Annotated in this window: 15 protein-coding genes; 11 read left to right on the forward strand and 4 right to left on the reverse strand. The window is 49.5% G+C overall.

Annotated elements, in window-relative coordinates:
- The first annotated feature begins 71 nt into the window (after window positions 1-71).
- On the forward strand, window positions 72-293 hold the full coding sequence (locus tag JG50_RS0106365; RefSeq protein WP_033100266.1) for a DUF2553 family protein: 222 nt from the start codon (window positions 72-74) through the stop codon (window positions 291-293).
- A gap of 78 nt (window positions 294-371) precedes the next feature.
- Here JG50_RS0106365 and JG50_RS0106370 read toward each other — a convergent pair whose 3' ends face one another.
- The 3 genes from JG50_RS0106370 to JG50_RS0106380 all read right to left on the reverse strand — a co-directional run bounded on the left by JG50_RS0106370 (window position 372) and on the right by JG50_RS0106380 (window position 4129).
- A complete protein-coding gene (locus tag JG50_RS0106370) occupies window positions 372-872 on the reverse strand; it encodes a DinB family protein (RefSeq protein WP_033100267.1) in 501 nt (166 codons plus the stop codon).
- Window positions 873-1073: 201 nt separating this feature from the next.
- Window positions 1074-2792: an Rqc2 family fibronectin-binding protein gene (locus JG50_RS0106375; RefSeq protein WP_033100268.1), complete on the reverse strand. Its 1719-nt coding sequence runs from the start codon at window positions 2790-2792 to the stop codon at window positions 1074-1076.
- A gap of 164 nt (window positions 2793-2956) precedes the next feature.
- A complete protein-coding gene (locus JG50_RS0106380; RefSeq protein WP_033100269.1) occupies window positions 2957-4129 on the reverse strand; it encodes a glycosyl hydrolase family 18 protein in 1173 nt (390 codons plus the stop codon).
- Between the two features lie 149 nt (window positions 4130-4278).
- Here JG50_RS0106380 and JG50_RS0106385 point away from each other — a divergent pair, with 149 nt between their 5' ends.
- Window positions 4279-7020, forward strand: coding sequence for a calcium-translocating P-type ATPase, SERCA-type (locus JG50_RS0106385; RefSeq protein ID WP_052154068.1), 2742 nt, complete (start codon window positions 4279-4281; stop codon window positions 7018-7020).
- Between the two features lie 18 nt (window positions 7021-7038).
- The gene (gene dapF, locus JG50_RS0106390; RefSeq protein WP_033100271.1) at window positions 7039-7878 is read left to right on the forward strand and encodes a diaminopimelate epimerase; all 840 of its coding nucleotides are present in this window, start codon (window positions 7039-7041) and stop codon (window positions 7876-7878) included.
- Window positions 7879-7927: 49 nt separating this feature from the next.
- On the opposite strand, the gene JG50_RS18725 is transcribed toward dapF, so the two are convergent.
- The gene (locus JG50_RS18725; protein ID WP_052154069.1) at window positions 7928-8770 is read right to left on the reverse strand and encodes a DUF3153 domain-containing protein; all 843 of its coding nucleotides are present in this window, start codon (window positions 8768-8770) and stop codon (window positions 7928-7930) included.
- 399 nt (window positions 8771-9169) lie between these two features.
- Here JG50_RS18725 and JG50_RS0106400 point away from each other — a divergent pair, with 399 nt between their 5' ends.
- The 8 genes from JG50_RS0106400 to JG50_RS0106455 all read left to right on the forward strand — a co-directional run bounded on the left by JG50_RS0106400 (window position 9170) and on the right by JG50_RS0106455 (window position 19040).
- Window positions 9170-10522 carry a glucose-6-phosphate isomerase gene (locus JG50_RS0106400; RefSeq protein ID WP_033100272.1) on the forward strand — a complete coding sequence of 451 codons (1353 nt, stop codon included), beginning with the start codon at window positions 9170-9172 and terminating at the stop codon, window positions 10520-10522.
- 372 nt (window positions 10523-10894) lie between these two features.
- The gene (locus tag JG50_RS0106405; RefSeq protein ID WP_033100273.1) at window positions 10895-11275 is read left to right on the forward strand and encodes a GntR family transcriptional regulator; all 381 of its coding nucleotides are present in this window, start codon (window positions 10895-10897) and stop codon (window positions 11273-11275) included.
- Window positions 11272-12141 carry an ABC transporter ATP-binding protein gene (locus JG50_RS0106410; protein ID WP_033100274.1) on the forward strand — a complete coding sequence of 290 codons (870 nt, stop codon included), beginning with the start codon at window positions 11272-11274 and terminating at the stop codon, window positions 12139-12141. Before JG50_RS0106405 ends, JG50_RS0106410 begins: the two co-directional genes overlap by 4 nt.
- Window positions 12134-12805: an ABC-2 transporter permease gene (locus tag JG50_RS0106415; protein ID WP_033100275.1), complete on the forward strand. Its 672-nt coding sequence runs from the start codon at window positions 12134-12136 to the stop codon at window positions 12803-12805. The genes JG50_RS0106410 and JG50_RS0106415 overlap by 8 nt, the downstream gene beginning before the upstream one ends.
- Before the next feature lie 498 nt (window positions 12806-13303).
- The gene (locus JG50_RS0106425; RefSeq protein WP_033100277.1) at window positions 13304-14524 is read left to right on the forward strand and encodes an ROK family transcriptional regulator; all 1221 of its coding nucleotides are present in this window, start codon (window positions 13304-13306) and stop codon (window positions 14522-14524) included.
- Window positions 14525-14756: 232 nt separating this feature from the next.
- Complete coding sequence (locus tag JG50_RS0106435; protein ID WP_033100279.1) at window positions 14757-15830, forward strand: M42 family metallopeptidase; 1074 nt, start codon at window positions 14757-14759, stop codon at window positions 15828-15830.
- Between the two features lie 746 nt (window positions 15831-16576).
- Entirely contained in the window at window positions 16577-17974 is a 1398-nt protein-coding gene (locus JG50_RS0106450; RefSeq protein ID WP_033100318.1) for an amino acid permease, read from the forward strand.
- Window positions 17975-18128: 154 nt separating this feature from the next.
- Window positions 18129-19040 (forward strand): YicC/YloC family endoribonuclease, encoded by a 912-nt coding sequence (locus tag JG50_RS0106455; protein WP_052154070.1) that lies wholly within the window; start codon window positions 18129-18131, stop codon window positions 19038-19040.
- The last annotated feature ends 146 nt before the right edge of the window (window positions 19041-19186 follow it).

The following is a 19186-nucleotide window of genomic DNA, read 5'->3' on the forward strand; positions in this document are numbered from 1 at the left end:
TATTCTAAGGGTGTCAGATGGCCATACATTGGCCCCTGGCTGATTTTGATGAATGAGGGGGATTTTGTTTGATGGGAATGAAGGATATTACAGAGAAAGTGTCAGCGAAGTTTGAAGGAGGCAGATTGGTTTTTTACCACAACCATGAGCCCATCGGATCAATGGATCTCGGAACCAAAGAGATTCAAATGAATGATGGTTATGATATGAAAAATAATCTCATTCTGGCCAGTGAAAAAAATACCAAACTGAAGGATCACTATACGGAAAATTGCGATGCCGGATGGTGCTGAGCCGCATCGCTTATTTTTTGGAAAAAGAAGAGCCCGGGTTCAAACCGGGACCATCATGAGGACAGATAAGATCAGGCTTTAATTTTCCCGTTTAAACAGGGTTTTTTTAATTTCTCTTATCTGTTCAATATGCCTTTTCTCATGAGCGGCCGCCACCTCGATCCATTGGGACAGGGGAAGAAGGCCCAAAGGGGGGTAGACGGCGGCTTTGTGCGTCAGCACATGAGGGTCCAGCTGTTCGTATGCCTCCCGTAGTTGCTCCCGCGATTTGCCCAGTTTTTTTTTCAGGGAATCGAGTGTTTGAAATTCTTCTTTTGGTTCCAGGTGGGATAAGAAGACCTTCACTTTTTTGGTCCGATCCAATAACGGATCAAGCGGCTTTGTGGGGAAAGGGGTTTCGCTTTCTTCAAATAATCCGTGCTTTAACTGGGATGCGATCGCCCGTTCCACCAGATGGATGTGTTCGATTACCTGCGCGATGGACCATCCATCCTCAAACGGTTTGCGGTTCGCATCCTCATCACTGATCAAATCGATCTCGTTCAACAATTCGTTTCGTACTTCGTCCAACCCCAACATGACGTTTCCTCCTCTCTTGACATTTATAATTCGGCGACATGGAACTTCATTCCTGCTTAACCTCTTGTTAGCAAAAGAAAACAAAATGATTTTAATATAAAACATTTTAAATACAATAGACAACGGTCGTGATGATCTTTTTTCGGGCAGCAAAAAGCCCCCGCTTCGGGCTGGAAGCAGGGGGCAGAGGGAAGGGGATTTTTATTCTGGCTGGCGTTCGAGGATTTTTTTAATCTGTTCTTCTTCAGGCGTGACATAAAGCGTTTTTTGATTCTCATACGTGACAAAACCCGGACGGGCACCGGATGGTTTTTTCACATGCTTGATCAGGGTATAGTCGACAGGAACCCGGCTCGACTCCCGCCCTTTGCTGAAATAAGCGGCCAGCATCGCTGCTTCGAGAAGCGTTTGATCGGTTACCTGTTTGGAGCGGATCACCACATGAGAACCGGGAATCTCTTTGGTATGAAGCCAGGTGTCTGTCGAGGAGGCGAGCTGGTGGGTCAGATAATCGTTTTGTTTGTTGTTTTTTCCGACCAGAATCACGGTTCCATCCCCGCTTATTACCTTCAACGGGGCAGGGACATCCTTGCGCTTTCGCTCCCGCTTGTTTGACTGCCTTTTCAACCAGCCCTGCTCAGCCAGTTCATCCCTGATCTGCTCCACTTCACGCAAACTGCAGTTTTCCAGCTGGACAAGCACCGATTCCAAATAGAGGTTTTCTTCTTTTGCTTTTTCAATTTGCTCTGTGTTCCATTTTTTGGCCGCTTTTAATTTATTGTACTTCTTGAAGTAGCGCTGCGCGTTTTCCGGGGGAGATAAAGTCGGATCGAGGGGAATCGTCACCTCGGGTGTTTCCGGATCGAAGTAGTTGATCGTTTTGACTTCGGTATCGCCGCGTTTAATCTGATAAAGCGAGGCGGTGACCAATTCGCCGAACATCCGGTATTGATCCGCTTTGTCCGCCTGATTGATCTCATTTTGCAAAATCTCGATTTTCTTGGTGTTTTTCTCGATTTCATTTTTTAATTTGCGCATCAAATCATGGGTTTGCTGGCGGATGCGGTCTCGCTGGGCTTTTCCGTAATAAAAGTGTTCCAGGCATTCGCTGATCGAGGGGAAGGATTGGATCTCTCCGTCAAGGTGAGAAAGCGGCCACACATAAAAATGACTTTTTTGCTTTGCCTTTATGATGACAGGGCGAAAATCGTGCTCCCTGGCGCGTTCCATATAGGAGCTGAACGTTTCCCAAAGTTGATCCCGGCTGCCGGGGCCGGTTTGCTCCACGATTTCTTTTGCCAGAAGGGGGCTGATTCCGGTGAAACGCGCGACGATCTGTTTGTCCAGCCGCCCGCCGTTGTAATCAAAGCCTGAGATAAATGTATTTTTATCTGCCGTCAGCGGATTTCGCTTTCCTTGTGACGGCGGCTCGAGATAAGGGACACCGGGATAGATCTGCCGATACTTGCTGATGGCGTGACTGACGCGGCGGATCCCGTCAAAAACGACATTTTTCTCCGGGTCGAGCAAAATAATGTTGCTGTGGCGCCCCATGATTTCCATCACCAGGCGCCGTTTTACCACATCTCCAAGTTCGTCGCGGGTGCGAAAATCGATTTGAATGATGCGCTCCATTCCAACCTGATGAATCGATTCAATAATTCCCCCCTCGGCGTGTTTGCGCAGGAGCATGCAAAACATCGGAGGTTCCGAAGGGTTATCTGCTTTTGCCTTTGTGAGCTGAACACGGGCAAAAGCAGGATGAGCCGATAGCAGCAACTGATGATTTTTTCCTTGGGAACGTATATGCAAGATGAGTTCCAGGTCAGCCGGCTGGTAAATTTTCGTGATGCGCCCGCCGCTTAATACCTGGTTTAACTCATGAACAACAGCGCGGGTAACAATTCCGTCAAACGACATCAGGATTCATCCTTTTCTCTGAAAGAGTCTTCTGTGAAAACGTGTTGCAAGCCAGGCGGTGCTGCCCTGCATGACACGAAGATGGCTCTATTCATTTTACTACAAAGTGTAAAAAAACGAACCCGGGTTTTGTTTCGCAGAAACTCGGGTTCGATTCGTTGGCATCAAAATTTGTTGATATGGAAATTATCCCGCAGCATGGTCCAGTTTTCGGGAAAGCTTTCGCCCAATACCCAGTAACTGATCCCGTGCAGTCTGTACTGCTTCACCAGATTGAACTTGGCTTGTATGCTTTGTGCATCTTCAAACCAAACTTCATGCCGTTTGCCGGCTCTGTCCGTGTAACGGAACCAAGGAGCTTCATCCCGTTTGCTGTACCGGACTTTGATTCCCTTTTGATGGGCGAGGGTATCCGCTTCTTTCGGGGATATCCGTTTGGCCGGAGGGCCGCCTTTTTTATAGGGAAGGGTCCAATCGTACCCGTACAACGGAGCGCCCATGATAATTTTTCGGGCGGGGATTTTGGTTTTGGCATATTCAATCACTTTGCGAATTTGCGGTGCGGGGGATACCGCCATCGGAGGCCCGCCGGTCCAGCCCCATTCGTAGGTCATCAGAATGACAAAATCGGCGATTTTTCCGTGAAAAGCATAGTCGTGCGCCCCGTGCCAGGGTCCGCGATCATGGTCGCTCTGCTTGGGGGCAAGTGCAGTGGAAACGATAAATCCTTCCCGTTTCGCCAATGGAACCAGGGTGGTCAGAAAACTGTTGTACAAATGGCGGTCCTGAGGGTGAAGATGTTCAAAATCGACGTTGAGTGCCCGATATCCTTTTTGTTTCATCACGCGGATCACATTGGCGATCAATTTTCGTGAAGCTGCTTTGTTTGTGAAGATCCGGTGGGCAATGTCCGACTGAAAATTGCCGTTGGCAAAATTGGTAATGACCAGCATCGGAACGGCTCCGTTTTTGCGCGTGGTTATTAACGGAGCCGTATCATTGAGAGGAATCAGACTTCCGTCCGACCGGACGCGGTAGCTGAAAAAGCTGATATAAGTCAGATTGGGTGCCGCTTGGTTGACTGCTGCCACCGCTGTTTTGGGATCGTCGACTTCCAAAAAACCGATGGTATCAATATGGGGTTTGGCCGCCGGCGGTTTTGTTTTTTCCCGGGGTTTGACAGGGACCGTTCTGCCACGGGTGTTCATCGGTTCTGTATGATTCGTCCGATATGCGGTCGCCTGGGGGCGTTTTCCCCCGCTTTCCTTTTTAGTCGGGGCCGAGCATCCTGTGAAAATAAGGGTTAGGACAGTAAATAATAAAAGAATACGTTTCATTTGTCTCACCTGTTTTTCATAATTTTATCCTTTAGTCTTCTTGAACTGCTTTTTTTTATGCACCGGGACTGAATCGCTGTGCAAGGCATGTTTGAAAGCTCGTCTGAATAGATTGGAAAATAGACAGATGGGACAAAGGAGGAAGAAAGTTGGCGGAACAAGCACGATGGATTGATTGGGATCCAGAACGGGTTGCAGCTTATTTTGGGGTGAATCCCTCTGTTGGCCTGAACGGGGATGAAGCGAAGGAACGGCTCAAGCGGGCGGGTTACAACCGGTTGGCGGAAGGGGAGAAAAGCTCGCTGTTCGGACTGTTCATCGACCAGTTCAAGGACTTTATGGTACTGGTCCTTCTGGTGGCGACACTGATTTCCGGTTTGCTCGGAGAATATACGGATGCGATCGCGATCATCGCCATTGTACTGTTAAACGCTTTTCTCGGATTCATACAGGAAGTGCGTGCGGAGAAATCACTGTCCGCCTTGAAAAAATTATCCGCGCCGACAGCCAAGGTGCTCAGGCAGGGAAAATGGACCCGCATCGATGCTTCCCTGCTGGTTCCGGGCGATGTGGTGGCGCTGGAAAGCGGGGACCGGATTCCGGCTGATCTTCGTCTGATCAAAGCGGAAAGCCTTTATATTGAAGAGTCGGCGCTCACCGGGGAATCGGTTCCCGTGGAGAAAAACAGCGCCCCTCTCCCCCATGCCGATGTTTCCCTGGGAGACCGGAAAAACATGGGCTATATGGGAACGATGGTTGTCCGGGGAAACGGAACGGGTATTGTGGTACATACGGGCATGGAGACGGAAATGGGACGGATTGCCCATCTGATCGAAACGACGGAGACAATGGACACCCCGTTAAAACGGCGGCTGGAGCAACTGGGGAAGATTTTGATCATCGTGGCGCTGCTGTTGACGGCGCTTGTCGTGGTTACCGGGATTTTGCACGGCCAAGATGCATATAGGATGTTTCTGGCCGGAGTTTCGCTGGCAGTTGCCGCCATTCCCGAAGGATTGCCGGCGATTGTCACGATTGCCCTGGCTCTCGGGGTGCAGCGCATGATCAAACGCCGGGCCATTGTGCGCAAACTCCCGTCTGTCGAGACGCTGGGGTGTGCGACTGTGATTTGTTCGGATAAAACCGGTACGCTGACGCAAAATAAAATGTTCGTCACCCATATTTGGACCGATCAAAAATTGATTCAGGTGACCGGAAGCGGCTATGAACCTGTTGGTAAATTCAAGTTGGGAAAACAAGAGATCGATGCGGCCAAAGAGCCTGCTTTAAAACAGTTACTGGAGATTTCCGCCCTCTGCAACAACGCCTCCCTGATTAAGGAAAAGGGGGCAGGGGTAATCAAAAAGCGGACGGTTTGGAAAATTGACGGTGATCCCACTGACGGAGCGCTCATCGTAACTGCGGGCAAAGCGGGCATTACTGGTGAAACGCTGAAAAAAGAATGGGTGCGGGTCAAAGAGTACCCCTTTGACTCTGAACGGAAAATGATGTCTGTTTTGGTGAGAAACAAAAATGGGAAGCAGCGTCTCTATGCCAAAGGCGCTCCCGAGATTTTGATCGGACGATGTACTCATATTTATTCGAAGGGAAAAGTGGTGCCACTTACGCGGGAGCATAAGCAAACCATTCTCAAAATGAATGAACAATTGGCGGCGATGGCCTTGCGGAATCTGGCATTTGCATACCGCGAAGTTCCGCAGACCACCAATCTCAATAAAGATTGGCAGATAGAACAGAATCTCGTTTTCGTCGGTTTGGCTGGCATGATCGACCCGCCGCGGGGAGAGGTCAAAGAAGCGATTGAGGTTTGCCGTCGGGCGGGGATCAAAACGGTGATGATAACCGGAGACCATCAGACGACAGCGGTGGCCATTGCCAGCGAACTGGGCATCAAGCGGCCCGAAGGTTTGACACTGAGCGGACAAGATCTTTACAATATGAGCGATGAAGAGTTTTTGCGTGTGGCAAATGAGGTGGATGTTTACGCGCGCGTATCGCCCGAGCATAAGCTGCGCATCGTCAAGGCGCTGCAAAAACACGGACATGTCGTGGCGATGACGGGCGATGGAGTAAATGATGCGCCCGCCATCAAAGCGGCGGATATCGGGATTGCCATGGGCGTGACGGGAACGGATGTGTCAAAAGAGGCCTCTTCCCTGATCCTTGCGGATGACAATTTTGCCACCATCGTCTCGGCTGTTGAAGAAGGAAGGAATATTTACGATAATATTCGCAAATTCATCAGCTATTTGCTGGCCAGCAATGTCGGGGAAATTTTGATTATGTTCTTGGCGATGTTGTTCGGTTTTCCGTTGCCTCTGGTTCCGATCCAGATTTTATGGGTTAATCTCGTGACAGACGGACTGCCGGCAATGGCCCTGGGAGTCGACCCCGCGGAAGACAATACCATGGAACGGGCACCGCGAAACAGCAGGGAGAGTGTGTTTGCACGGGGGGTTGGATGGAAGATTGTCACCAGGGGGTTGCTGATCGGCTTTTGCTCACTGGCGGCATTCTGGGTTACTTATGCCGAGTTCCCCGATGATCTGGTCAAGGCGCAAACCGTCGCCTTTGCCACGCTCGTTCTGTCCCAGCTGATCTATGTTTTCGATTGCCGCTCACAGGGCACGATTTTTCAGCGAAATCCGTTTGACAATCCGGCGCTGGTGCTGGCGGTTCTTTCATCTGTCGCCTTGCTGCTGGCAGTTATCTACTATCGGCCCCTGGGACCGGTCTTCCATACAGTACCGTTGGGGCTGAGGGAATGGATTCTGGTGACGGTAACATCCACACTTCCCGTCATCGTCGCCGGTTTGTTCGATGTCATGAGACCGCGCAACTGGCATCTCAAGCGAATCGCCAACAGTTAAGACAGAAGGAGAGAGACCATGAAATTCACAAAAATGCACGGTCTTGGAAATGATTTTATTATTGTGTATCAAAACCACACGCCGAATCTGGAGGAATTTTCCCGTCTGGCGGTACAAATGTGCCACCGCCACACCGGGATCGGAGCAGACGGACTGGTGGTGGTGTACCCGTCGGAGAACGCCGATGCAGCGATGCGCATTTTCAATGCCGATGGCTCGTTGACGGAACAATGCGGCAATGCCATGCGCTGTGTCGCCAAATACTGCTACGAACGCCTTTCGGCATTAAAAGACGAGTTTACGCTGGAAACGAAGGTGGGTTTGCAGACGGTATGGGTGGACGGAAGCCTGGGAAAAGCGGAGAAGATTCGTGTCGATATGGGAGAGCCGGTTTTGGAGCCTTCGCGAATCCCGGTCGTTGCAACCGGCCGGCGGGTGATCAACCAACCGGTCGAGGCCGGAGGTGCACAGTTTTACTTTACCGGCGTGTCGATGGGGAACCCGCATGCTGTCATCGAGGTAGACGATGCTTCCCGGTTTCCTGTGGAAAAATGGGGTCCGATCCTGGAAACGCACCGGCTGTTTCCCAATAAATCCAATGTGGAATTCGTCACTTTTCATTCCCCGTCCGAGGTGACCATGCGGGTCTGGGAACGCGGGGTCGGACAAACAATGGCTTGCGGTTCGGGAGCATGTGCAACGCTGGTCGCCGGTGTTCTTCTCGGAAAATTGGCGCGCCGGGCGGTGATTCATCTGCTTGGAGGCGATCTGGAGATCGAGTGGAGCGAAGCGGATAACCGGGTTTATATGAGCGGGCCTGCTGCTTTCGTCTATGACGGAGTTTGGTTGCCGGCTTAAAAGGAATGAAGCCAGAATCCAAAGCAAATGATGGATTCTGGCTTTTTCTTCATCCCCAGCGGAACGAATCGGGTGAATCCGCTTCATCCTCCGGGGGAGAGGTTGGGACAGTTGCAAGGCCGTTTCCCGGCGGGCCTTGGCGGTTTCGATTGCGGCGTCGCAACCAAACGGCCAGGGCAATGATCAGGAGCAGCATGATCAGGAGAATCAGAATACCCCAAGTGATCGGGTTGGGGATTTTAACCGACATATAGATCGGGTTGTCTTCTCCGGGATGGATTTTCCAAGTGAGCGTTTTCCCATCCGGACTAACCTGCGTGGCGTTGCTTTGGTCCGCCTTAACCGGGAGAGTCAGGATAAAGCGCAGATTCATCTGATTAAAAAACAATTGATCGAGTCCGTAGGCGCCATCCGGTTTTAAATGGGTCAGGTCGACATGGGTGTTGTACACCAGTGTAGTGGTGAACAAACCGTTTTTTATTTCAAAATCTTTTCCCGGCCCTCTTACCGTTGGGAACGTCCCGGCGGTCAGCGGATGTTGATCCTGCGGGAGCGAAGCGCTTTGCTTGCCGAAGAAGTGAAAAGCGGAATTGGCCTGCTCTTTCAGCTCTTTTCCCGGCGGATCATCGATGACGCTGTCCACCTCTTTGACGGCAACCCATCCCTGTTTATCGCCTTCGTCCAAGGGACGGATCTGGTAGCCGTGATTCGCCAGGCGGTTTTTCAAGTCATTGAATTGCGGGAGGATCAGGGGGTTGGTTAACACTTTAAGTTCATATTGGCCCGACCCGTCCCGGTTGATCGTGACATGCAGATCGGCATCGATGCATCCGGTGAGAAAGACGGTGAGGATGAGCAAAAATCCCATGATCTTTGTCCACTTTTTCTTCATTTGCTGCCTCTCCTTTTTGATTTCGGTTTACTCAGGGGGGCGGCCGAGAATGGGTTGGAATAATGGAAAATTTATTGCTTATTGCGCAATGGAATGCAATTTCTATCATTGTAATGAAGTTGAAAATGGGTGTCAAAGCGGGGAGGGCGTGAAAGCCGGAAATGGAATCTTTCATCCATTCGCGTATGGGAAAAAGTCGGTTTGATCAGAACAGGGACGACTGAAGAATCAATTCTATGGGTATATCCCCGGCAAGCGGGGAGATTGTCCATTTTGCAGGGGAATCGTCCATTTTTTAGAAATGAAAGCGTTTTTATGACTTGTGCTGTTTTTTGAAAATGGATTTTGGTTAAGTTAAAATGGGAGTGATTTTGAGAAAAAAATTATCCGGAGGTTAACATGAATAAAATTCAGTTTGATTATTCCAGTGCCACTGCCTTTATGAACGAGCATGAACTGAAGCAAATGCAGCCAGCCATCCGGATGGCCCACGATTTGCTAAATAACGGGACAGGCGCCGGATCGGACTTTCTCGGTTGGGTAAATCTTCCTTTTCAATACGACAAGGAAGAATATGCCCGGATTAAAAAAGCAGCCGCCAAAATTCAGTCTGATTCGGACGCGCTGGTCGTAATCGGAATCGGCGGTTCCTATCTGGGTGCGCGTGCCGCGATTGAAATGCTTTCTCATACCTTCTATAACGAATTGCCGAAAGATAAACGTCGCACACCGCAAATTTATTTTGCCGGAAACCATATTTCTTCCACTTATTTGGCTCACCTTCTCGAACATTTGGAAGGCAAAGAGGTAAGTGTGAATGTGATTTCCAAGTCGGGAACGACGACCGAACCGGCCATCGCCTTCCGCATTATCCGTGAATATATGGAGAAGCGCTACGGAAAAGAAGAGGCGCGCCGCCGTATTTATGCCACAACGGACAAGGCCAAAGGAGCCTTGAAGAAGTTGGCCGATGAAGAGGGATACGAAACGTTTGTGATTCCCGATGATGTGGGCGGCCGGTACTCTGTTTTGACGGCGGTCGGACTTCTGCCGATTGCTGTCGCCGGGATCGATATCGATGAAATGATGGCCGGTGCGCAAGCAGGGGTGGAAGCATACCAAACACTGGATCTCGAAGCAAACCCGAGCTATCAATATGCAGCTGTGCGCAACATTTTATACCGCAAAGGAAAAACGACGGAGATCCTGGTTAACTACGACCCGGCGCTGCAGTATTTCAGTGAGTGGTGGAAACAGCTGTTTGGTGAAAGTGAAGGGAAGGACCAGAAAGGGATTTTCCCGGCGTCCGTCAACTTTACGACCGATCTGCACTCCATGGGTCAATACATCCAGGAGGGGCTGCGCAACATCTTTGAAACCGTCGTCTTTGTCGGAAAATCGCGCGAGTCGTTGCTCCTGACAAAGGATGAGAGCGATTTGGACGGCCTGAACTATTTGGCCGGGAAAGATCTTGATTTCGTGAACAGCAAGGCCTTTGAAGGAACCATGCTGGCCCATGCGGATGGCGGAGTTCCCAACCTGGCGGTCAAAGTGGAGGAAATCAGTCCGTACACCTTTGGGGCGCTCGTCTATTTCTTTGAGAAGGCTTGCGGCATCAGCGGGTATTTATTGGGGGTAAATCCCTTTGATCAGCCGGGGGTTGAGGCGTATAAGAAAAACATGTTCGCCCTGCTCGGGAAACCGGGATTTGAAGCGCAGCGGGATGAACTGCTGAAACGCCTGAACAAGTAAAGCGAATGAGAATTCATGTCCAACCGGGCATGAAGTGATGTCCACAACCTTTTGCAGAAGGGGATTGGTGCTTTTCTGCGGCGGCTTGTTCCACGACGGGCCGGGCCAAGAGAAGCACCGGGATCCCTGACGGGATTCTATATGGGTTTTTAGACTTAACAAGTGAGCCATGTCCAACCGGGCATGGTTTTTTTATTCAATTGGATTGCCTCGCCAAAAAGCGGGAGATCTGCGTTCTTATGGTCGGTCAGTCGTGCTCTGTTTCCACTCGATTTTAAAACTTCAACGTGAATATTTTTATTGTTGCTTGCATTGGCCGGTCAATCTGTTTATACTGTACATATACGATATATACACTTGGATGGGTTGAAGATGAAAATCATCATTTCGCAAACCGGAGACCAACCGATTTATGCCCAGATCGCGGTGCAAATCAAACATCAGATTTTCAACGGGATTTTGCAGAGCGGCGATGCCCTGCCCTCGATCCGCAAATTGGCCAAAGAACTGAAAGTGAGTGTCATCACAACCAAACGAGCGTATGAAGAATTGGAAAAAGAAGCGCTTATTCGGACCGTTGCGGGAAAGGGAACCTTTGTCACGGCCCATGACCAGTTTTTCCTGCATGAAAAGAGAGTGGAAGAACTGAAAGAAAAGTTGGGCCCCGCCATCAGAGAAGCGAAGGAAATCGGGTTATCCCTGCAGGAAGTGACGGCCCTGGTCGAAACTATCTTTCGGGAGGAAGCACCATGAGTTACATCTTGGATGTAAAGGATTTGCGTAAAGAATATAAGGGATTTTCCCTGGGCCCTTTGTCGTTTCAGCTGGAACCGGGCTATATCATGGGTTTGATCGGCCCAAACGGTTCCGGCAAAAGCACCACCATCAAAGCGATTCTCGGCTTGATCCGGCCGAACGGGGGTTCCATCCGCATTTTTGGCAAAGATCAGGCTAAAGAAATGCAGGCAATCAAACAGCAGATCGGATTTGTTTATGACCAGAACCATTTTTATGACGAGTTTACGATCGGGGAAATGAAGAAAGTGATTGCCGGATTTTACGAATATTGGGATAATTCCTTGTTTTCGCAGTATATCGACCGGTTTAACCTGCCGGTGCGAAAAAAGATCAAAGAGTTTTCCAAGGGGATGAAAATGAAATTTTCCCTGGCCGTGGCCTTGTCCCACCATGCCAGACTGATCATCATGGATGAACCGACTTCAGGGCTTGACCCGATTTTTCGCAGCGAATTGCTCGATTTGTTGCTGGAGATCATTCAGGATGAGGAGAAAGCGATCTTCTTCTCTTCCCATATCACTTCTGATCTGGAACGGGTCGCTGATTATATCACGTTCATCCATAACGGAAATCTGATTTTCAGTGAGAGCAAGGATGACTTGCTGGATACCTACCGCATCGTCAAAGGCGGACCTGATCTTTTGGAGCCGTTGCAGGAAGAGGGGCTCTTGACGGGGGTTATCAACAACCAGTTTGGCTTTGAGGCGCTGACGGCGGATGTTGCAGCGGTCAACGACCGGTTTAAGGGCCAGGTTATCATGGATAAGCCCAGTTTGGAACAAATCATGGTGCATATGGCAAGAGGTGAACAGTATGCGTAATCTTCTGTTAAAGGACTTGATTTTAACCACAAGGAATTGGCTTTTTCTTCTCCTGTGCACAGCGTTGCTGATTATTTTTGTCTTTGCCAATTCAACGCAAACAACGTTTTTCTATGCGATGGAAATATTTGTCATTTCCTATGCCCTTTTCAGTTCAGCCATTTCCTATGATGACAAAAATAACAGCGACATCCTTTTTAACAGTCTGCCCATAAAAAGAAGCCGGATTGTGATGGCCCGCTACCTCAGCCTGTTCATGTTTGTCCTGATCGGCACCTTTCTTTCCCTCCTCATCGGAGGGGTCAGTCAGGCAGTACATCCCGGCCTTTTCCAACCGTTAATGATGTCAGCACAGCAAAGTATGCTGATGGGAGCAATCAGTTTTTGGCTGACCAGCATACTCTACCTTCCCCTCTATTTTAAATGGGGATATCAAAAATCGAGGGTATTCAATGTTGCCATCTTTTTCTCTGTCTTCTTCATCCCGGTGATTATCGGCAGCCTTGAACGGGTGATTCCGCAAAGCATTCTCAAAAAAGCGATTGACTTTTTCAGGGGACAACCCGCCTGGATGCTGGAAACGGAGGGATTGTTGCTGGTTCTGCTCTTGGGATGTCTCTCCTGTTTCCTTTCTTGTGTGATCTATAACAAACGTGAATTTTAGCTAGAAAGGGAGTTGGCTTGATCAGCCGATTTAGGGATGGGGGCCATTCTTTGTTGCCGGCTGCTTCCGTCACAAAGGCCGCTGCAAAAATAGCACCCATCATCGCACAATTTGGCAATTCTCGGCAAATGCATGATACTTTCTCTTTCATCCCGGAAGGGACCACCATATCATTTCGGGTAAAACGTACGATCAGATATTTTTTCACAAACCGGCCGGCATTCCTGACGCTGAGGGGCAGCCGGTTTTATTTTTTGAACCCATTCATTCCCTCGATTATGGAAGAACCACTGGCTGCAATCTTTTGATATTGGGTCAGTTCACTCTTCATAGTTAAATATTTACAAAAGGGCAGCCCAACGGTTAAGATGAAATGGAAAACAAAATTAATTAATTTAAATATAAAAGCAGTATTGATGTGATTTCCAAAAAACGTCCTGTATTATAATAGGAGAGGCAAAAGAAGCAGGTCAGACGGAAAGGAAAGGGGGGGACGGGATGCAAACAGGCAGTTTTCGCTGGATGAAATCGCTGAATAAATCAACCATTTTAAACATTATTCGTCTCCACGGCCCGATTTCCCGTGCCGAAATTGCGAAAATGACCAGATTAACCCCGCCGACCGTAACCAATATCGTCAGTGAATTATTGCAGGACCGGTTGATTGTGGAAAGCAATCTGGGCATTTCAACCGGCGGGCGCAAACCGATCATGCTAAAGATCAATTCATCCGGGTTTTACGTCATCGGCATTTATGCTCGGGCGAAAAAACTGGATGCGGCCGTGGCCAACCTGGATGGCAAGATCGTCTATGAGTGCTCCTGTTTTTTGCCGGACAACCCGGATGAGACGGCTTTTTTGCTGGAATTGAAACGTTTGTCGGAAAAGGCATTGGCGTTTGTCCGGCGCGAGGGGCAGCAAGCGCTCGGAATCGGTATCGGCATGCATGGCTTGGTTGATCCGCTGCAAGGGGAGTCGATTTATGCCCCCCATCTTCATCTGAAACGCGTCCCGGTCAAAAAATATCTGGAAACCGAGTTGAACGTGCTGGTGGAAATGGAAAACGATGTACGCTCTTTGGCGTTGGCGGAGAGCTGGTTTGGACAGGGGCGCGACCTGGCCAATTTTATCACGGTGAATATCAGTTCGGGAATCGGAGCGGGGATTATCCTGGATCACGAACTTTATCAGGGGGATTCCTATTCTGCCGGGGAGATCGGCCATACCACGATCGACATCGATGGTCCCAAGTGCAGTTGCGGGAATTACGGCTGCCTTGAAGCATTGGCATCAGGACCGGCGATGGTGGAACGGGCGAAAAGGGAGATCGAGCGGGGGCGAAAAAGCATACTGTGCGAAAAGCTTGAGGGAAATGCTGACGGGCTGACGGGTGAAGCCATTTATGAAGCAGCTCTCGACGGGGATTTGCTGGCGATTGACGTGCTGGCGGATACGGGAAGATTTTTGGGGGTGGGTTTGGCCAATCTCATCAACACCTTCAACCCTTCACGAATCATCCTTCACGGGGGTGTAACGCGCGCCGGGAGATTTATCATCGATCCTCTTTTGGAAACGGTAAGGTCGCGTGCTCTGGAGCGGCCGGCAGAACAAGTTTCCATTGTGGTGTCGGAGCTGGGCAAAAAGGCGACGCTGATCGGAGCGTTTACTCTCGTGCTCAAAAAGATTTTTGCTCCTGCCGGGGCAGCGGAAACGGATTAAAAAGAGCCTCAATGGCAAGAGGCTCCCCTTCACGCCGACAGACCATTCCCAAAAGAGGAAAGATTGATAAAATAATTGATTCATGTCATAATAATGAGACTGATCGCTTTTTAGTTTTGGGTAAATTGCGTTTAAACGAGTTTTTTTTCTTTTTTTTACATAATCTTGATTTTTATTTTCGGAAAGCGATCCAATTGGCAAAACAAACAAGTCGAAACCGAGGAGGAACAAAATGGATCGTTTAACGCTGATGATGAAGGAACTGACGGAAGCCAACGGAGTGGCCGGATTTGAAGGAACGGTCCGGCAAAAGATGGAGCAATATTTGAAACCGCTTTCAGAAGAAATTCTCAAGGATCGGCTCGGCGGTGTCGTCGGAAAAAAAACAGGGGATCCCAAAGGCCCCCGCGTTTTATTGGCCGGGCATCTGGATGAGGTTGGATTTATGGTCACCCGGATCACTGAGCGCGGATTTCTGCGTTTTCAGCCACTGGGTGGATGGTGGCCGCACAACGTGTTGGCCCACCGTGTTACGGTTCAATCGCGCCGCGGAGACTACATTGGCGTGGTCGGTTCAAAGGCGCCGCATGTTTTGACACCGGAAGAGAGAAGAAAAGTGCTCGATTTAAAGGATATGTTTATCGATGTGGGAGCCGGCAGCCGGGAAGAAGTGGAGGAAATGGGAATCCGCCCGGGAGATCCGGTTGTTCCCGTTTCTGACTTTTTTACTTTGAAAAACGGTGAGTTATGGGGTGGAAAGGCACTGGACAACCGGGCTGGCTGTGCCATGGCTGTCGAAGTGCTGAAAAACCTTCAGGATGAGGATCATCCCAATGTTGTCTTCGCAGGAGCGACGGTACAGGAGGAAGTGGGAATGAGGGGAGCTTCCACGCTTGCCCACCTGATCAAACCGGACATCGCTTTTGCCCTGGATGTCGGCATTGCTTATGATACACCTGGTTTTGAATCGTACCCGGGTGAAGCGGCTCTCGGCAAAGGCCCCCTTATATACTTGATGGATTTTACCATGATCGGGCACGGCGGATTGCGAAATTTGATCATTGAGACTGCGGAAGAGCTGGAGATTCCCTTGCAATATGATGCGCTTCTCAGAGGAGGAACCGATGGAGGCCGTTTCCATCTAAACGGGGGCGGCTGCCCGACAGTTGCTCTCGGATTTCCGACGCGGTATATTCACAGCCATAATGCGCTGATGTCGAGAACAGACTTTGAACAGGCCGTGCGGCTGGTGACGGCAGTGGTCAAAAAGCTGGACCACAAGCAAATGGAAAAGCTGTGCGGTTAGTCTTGCTTTACATCGAGGCGGGCTTTCCCTGCGATTTGCCCAAGCCTTCTTCAGGGCAGTGCCCCGGGACATAAAATGTTTCAGAGAACACGCTCTCTTGCGGAGGGCGTGTTTTTTATTTTCCATATACTGGGGAGAAGACAGGTGTGTAGGGGGAAGTTTTTGAGTGCCGGGCTCCGGTGAAAACCCACAGGCTTCATCCCCCGATCTCCGGGAAGGGAGAGACTTCTTGCGGTCAAACTTCAATCAGATCCGCGATTTTCCACTGTTTGGAATTTTTGTTTTGCAGCAAAGACAAAGTCTGCCCGATTTTAATCATCCTTTGCCGGATCCAGTATTTGGTTAAACAATACTCTGTGGGAGAAGTGAATGGAAATCATCTCTGTTGAAAAAAATAAGAGGGAATCAAAAGAAGGCATACAGAGCCGGCCTTGGACATATTTTTCCATATTTAATCGCCCGGAATCACAGGGAAACATTTCCAAAAATATATTGTTGAAAAATCTGTTTATTTTTTTTAATATTGATATAGATTTTTTTAATAAATTCCTATAGCGTGGCTTAATTTTCTAAACTTTCTAATCGACACTGGGTGATTTTTAGCAAAAGCAGAGAGGCTGTCTGTCGATGCTGCTCCTAGGGGTCGTCCCTTGTATCAGACTGAATTTTTTCAATTGATTAGCAAATGCCGATTCAGATTGGCTTATTTTGCTAAAAATAATTTTGGTTGGGGGAAGCTGAGGAAGATGAATTTATTTCGTAAAAAAAATGTCAAGTCGATGTTGGACATGGCACAGGGAAAGAGCAAGCTGAAACGGGATTTGACCGCTTGGGATCTGACCTTGCTGGGGATTGGAGCCATCATCGGTACCGGTATTTTTGTTCTGACCGGAACCGGTGCGGTAAAAGCGGGGCCGGCACTTGTCATTTCCTTTATTCTTGCGGCAGTTGCCTGTGGATTGGCCGCTTTGTCCTATGCGGAACTTGCCTCGCTCGTGCCTGTATCCGGTTCCGTGTACACGTACAGCTATGCCACTCTTGGAGAGCTGATTGCCTGGATTATCGGATGGGATCTCGTCCTCGAATATTTATTTGCGGTCAGTTCGGTTTCCGTCGGGTGGTCGGGTTACTTTCAATCGCTGTTGTCCGGATTCGGCATCAACTTGCCGGAGGCATTGACCGCAGCGCCGGGAGTGCCGGGGAAATCAGGAATTTTTAACCTGCCGGCGTTTCTGATTGTAATGATTATTACGTTTTTGTTATCCCGCGGCATTCGTGAATCGAAAAAAGTGAACAACCTGATGGTGATTATCAAAATCTTGGTTGTCTTGCTCTTTATCGCGGTCGGAATCGGCTATGTGAAACCGGCTCACTGGTCTCCGTTTGCTCCGTTTGGTTTCAGCGGAATCTTTCAGGCGGCGGCTCTCGTCTTTTTTGCTTATGTCGGATTTGACGCGGTGGCCGCGGCCGCAGAGGAAACGCGCAACCCCAAAAAAGATTTGCCGAAAGGCTTGCTCTTTTCGCTGGGAATTTGCACATTGCTGTATGTCATCGTCACTCTCATTATGACCGGGATCGTTCATTATCAACAATTTAACCAGAACATGGATCATCCGGTTTCGCTCGCGCTCGAAGTGGCTCATCAAAACTGGGCGGCAGGCATTGTTGACCTCGGGGCCATTATGGGGATGACGACGGTGATTCTGGTTATGCTTTACGGACAGACGCGGATTTTCTTCTCCATGTCGAGAGACGGACTGTTGCCGAAAGTCTTTTCCCAGGTTCACCCGCGTTTTAAAACCCCTTACAGCAGCACCTGGCTCCTGGGGACGATCGCCGCTTTTATCGGGGCACTGCTCCCGCTGGACAAGTTGGCTGAACTGGTTAACATCGGAACCTTGTCGGCTTTTGCCCTCGTTTCCGTCGGCGTGATTGTCCTGCGGTACAAGCAGCCCGATCTGCCAAGGGCATTCCGCTGTCCGGGTGTTCCTTATTTGCCCGGTCTGGCCGTGCTTGCCTGTTTGTTCCTGATGTCACAGCTGAAATGGATCACTTGGGTGGCATTCCTCGTTTGGCTCGGCATCGGCTTGATCGTGTATTTCCTCTATTCGCGCAAACATTCGCTGTTAAATCAAGAAAAATAAGAGGTCATGGAGCCAATCACCTATGGCGGCTCTCCTGAATCTTTCGGGGGAGCCGCTTTTTTTGTTCATTGAAATGTCTGAATTCTGCCTCCTGATGGATAAACAGTAGATCGAAAACGTTTCATTTGATTATGATGGAAAGAGAACAAATTGGATGAAAGGGTTTAAAGACATGGAAAACAGAGTAACGGTGTTGAGCATGACGGGTTATGGACACGGGGAAGCAGAGGAAAATGGCATCCGCTTCGTCACGGAAATCCGTTCGACCAACCATCGTTTTTTGGATATTGTCATTCGCATTCCGCAGGGTTGGCTCTGTTTGGAAGACCTCGTGCGAAAACAGGTGCAAAAGGTTGCACGGCGGGGAAGAATTGATGTCTTCATCACGATTGAAGGAATCCGGCCGCCTGAGCGCAACGTGCAATTGGACTGGAATTTGCTGCGCGGCTTTTTGCAGGCCGGCAAAATCGCCGAACAGGAGTGGGGCATCCGGGCAGAACTGACCCTGGCTGATTTGCTTCAAAAGCCGGAGCTTTGGCTGATCGATGAAGTGAAATGGGATGTGGAAAAGTACCGTGCGGCGTTTCTCTCTTCGGTTGACGGGGCGCTGAAGGAGCTGAGACAAATGAGGGAGCAGGAAGGGAATCATTTGGGGCAAGATCTGACCGGGCGCCTGCAAACATTGAGTAAAATAGTGGAGGAAATCGAACGGGAGACGCCAATCGTGGCCGAACATGTGAAAAAACGGTTGAAGACAAGGCTGGAGGAGATGCTGGGGGATCTGGAAACCGATCCGGACCGCCTGCTTACCGAAGTGGCGATCTGGGTGGAAAAAGCAGACATCACTGAAGAGTTGACGAGACTGAAAAGCCACATGAGCCAGTTTGAAAAGGCTCTTTCCCAAAGTGAACCGGTTGGGCGCCGCCTCGATTTTCTTGTGCAGGAAATGAATCGCGAAGTGAATACCATCGGTTCCAAGGCGAACCTGCCAAGCATCAGCTCCCGGGTTGTGGACTGTAAGAGTGTTCTGGAAAAAATCAGAGAACAAGTGCAAAACATTGAGTAAAACATTGATTCGGACGGAAAAACGATCTAAAATAGCCTAGTAGGCTGGAAATGCGTTTTTTTTCTTTCATTCCTTTAATTTGGTATTTTTTACCTTATGAAGCGCAACTTTCAGAGCCGGGAATGTTTTCCATTCCCGCTTCGAAA

The organism is Thermoactinomyces daqus, assembly GCF_000763315.1.
Taxonomy (GTDB): domain Bacteria; phylum Bacillota; class Bacilli; order Thermoactinomycetales; family Thermoactinomycetaceae; genus Thermoactinomyces_A; species Thermoactinomyces_A daqus.

Coding starts and splice junctions, on each gene's coding strand:
- JG50_RS0106365 (WP_033100266.1), top strand. CDS start 72: ATGGGAATGAAGGATATTACAGAGAAAGTGTCAGCGAAGTTTGAAGGA.
- JG50_RS0106370 (WP_033100267.1), bottom strand. CDS start 872: ATGTTGGGGTTGGACGAAGTACGAAACGAATTGTTGAACGAGATCGAT.
- JG50_RS0106375 (WP_033100268.1), bottom strand. CDS start 2,792: ATGTCGTTTGACGGAATTGTTACCCGCGCTGTTGTTCATGAGTTAAAC.
- JG50_RS0106380 (WP_033100269.1), bottom strand. CDS start 4,129: ATGAAACGTATTCTTTTATTATTTACTGTCCTAACCCTTATTTTCACA.
- dapF (WP_033100271.1), top strand. CDS start 7,039: ATGAAATTCACAAAAATGCACGGTCTTGGAAATGATTTTATTATTGTG.
- JG50_RS18725 (WP_052154069.1), bottom strand. CDS start 8,770: ATGAAGAAAAAGTGGACAAAGATCATGGGATTTTTGCTCATCCTCACC.
- JG50_RS0106400 (WP_033100272.1), top strand. CDS start 9,170: ATGAATAAAATTCAGTTTGATTATTCCAGTGCCACTGCCTTTATGAAC.
- JG50_RS0106405 (WP_033100273.1), top strand. CDS start 10,895: ATGAAAATCATCATTTCGCAAACCGGAGACCAACCGATTTATGCCCAG.
- JG50_RS0106410 (WP_033100274.1), top strand. CDS start 11,272: ATGAGTTACATCTTGGATGTAAAGGATTTGCGTAAAGAATATAAGGGA.
- JG50_RS0106415 (WP_033100275.1), top strand. CDS start 12,134: ATGCGTAATCTTCTGTTAAAGGACTTGATTTTAACCACAAGGAATTGG.
- JG50_RS0106425 (WP_033100277.1), top strand. CDS start 13,304: ATGCAAACAGGCAGTTTTCGCTGGATGAAATCGCTGAATAAATCAACC.
- JG50_RS0106435 (WP_033100279.1), top strand. CDS start 14,757: ATGGATCGTTTAACGCTGATGATGAAGGAACTGACGGAAGCCAACGGA.
- JG50_RS0106450 (WP_033100318.1), top strand. CDS start 16,577: ATGAATTTATTTCGTAAAAAAAATGTCAAGTCGATGTTGGACATGGCA.
- JG50_RS0106455 (WP_052154070.1), top strand. CDS start 18,129: ATGAAAGGGTTTAAAGACATGGAAAACAGAGTAACGGTGTTGAGCATG.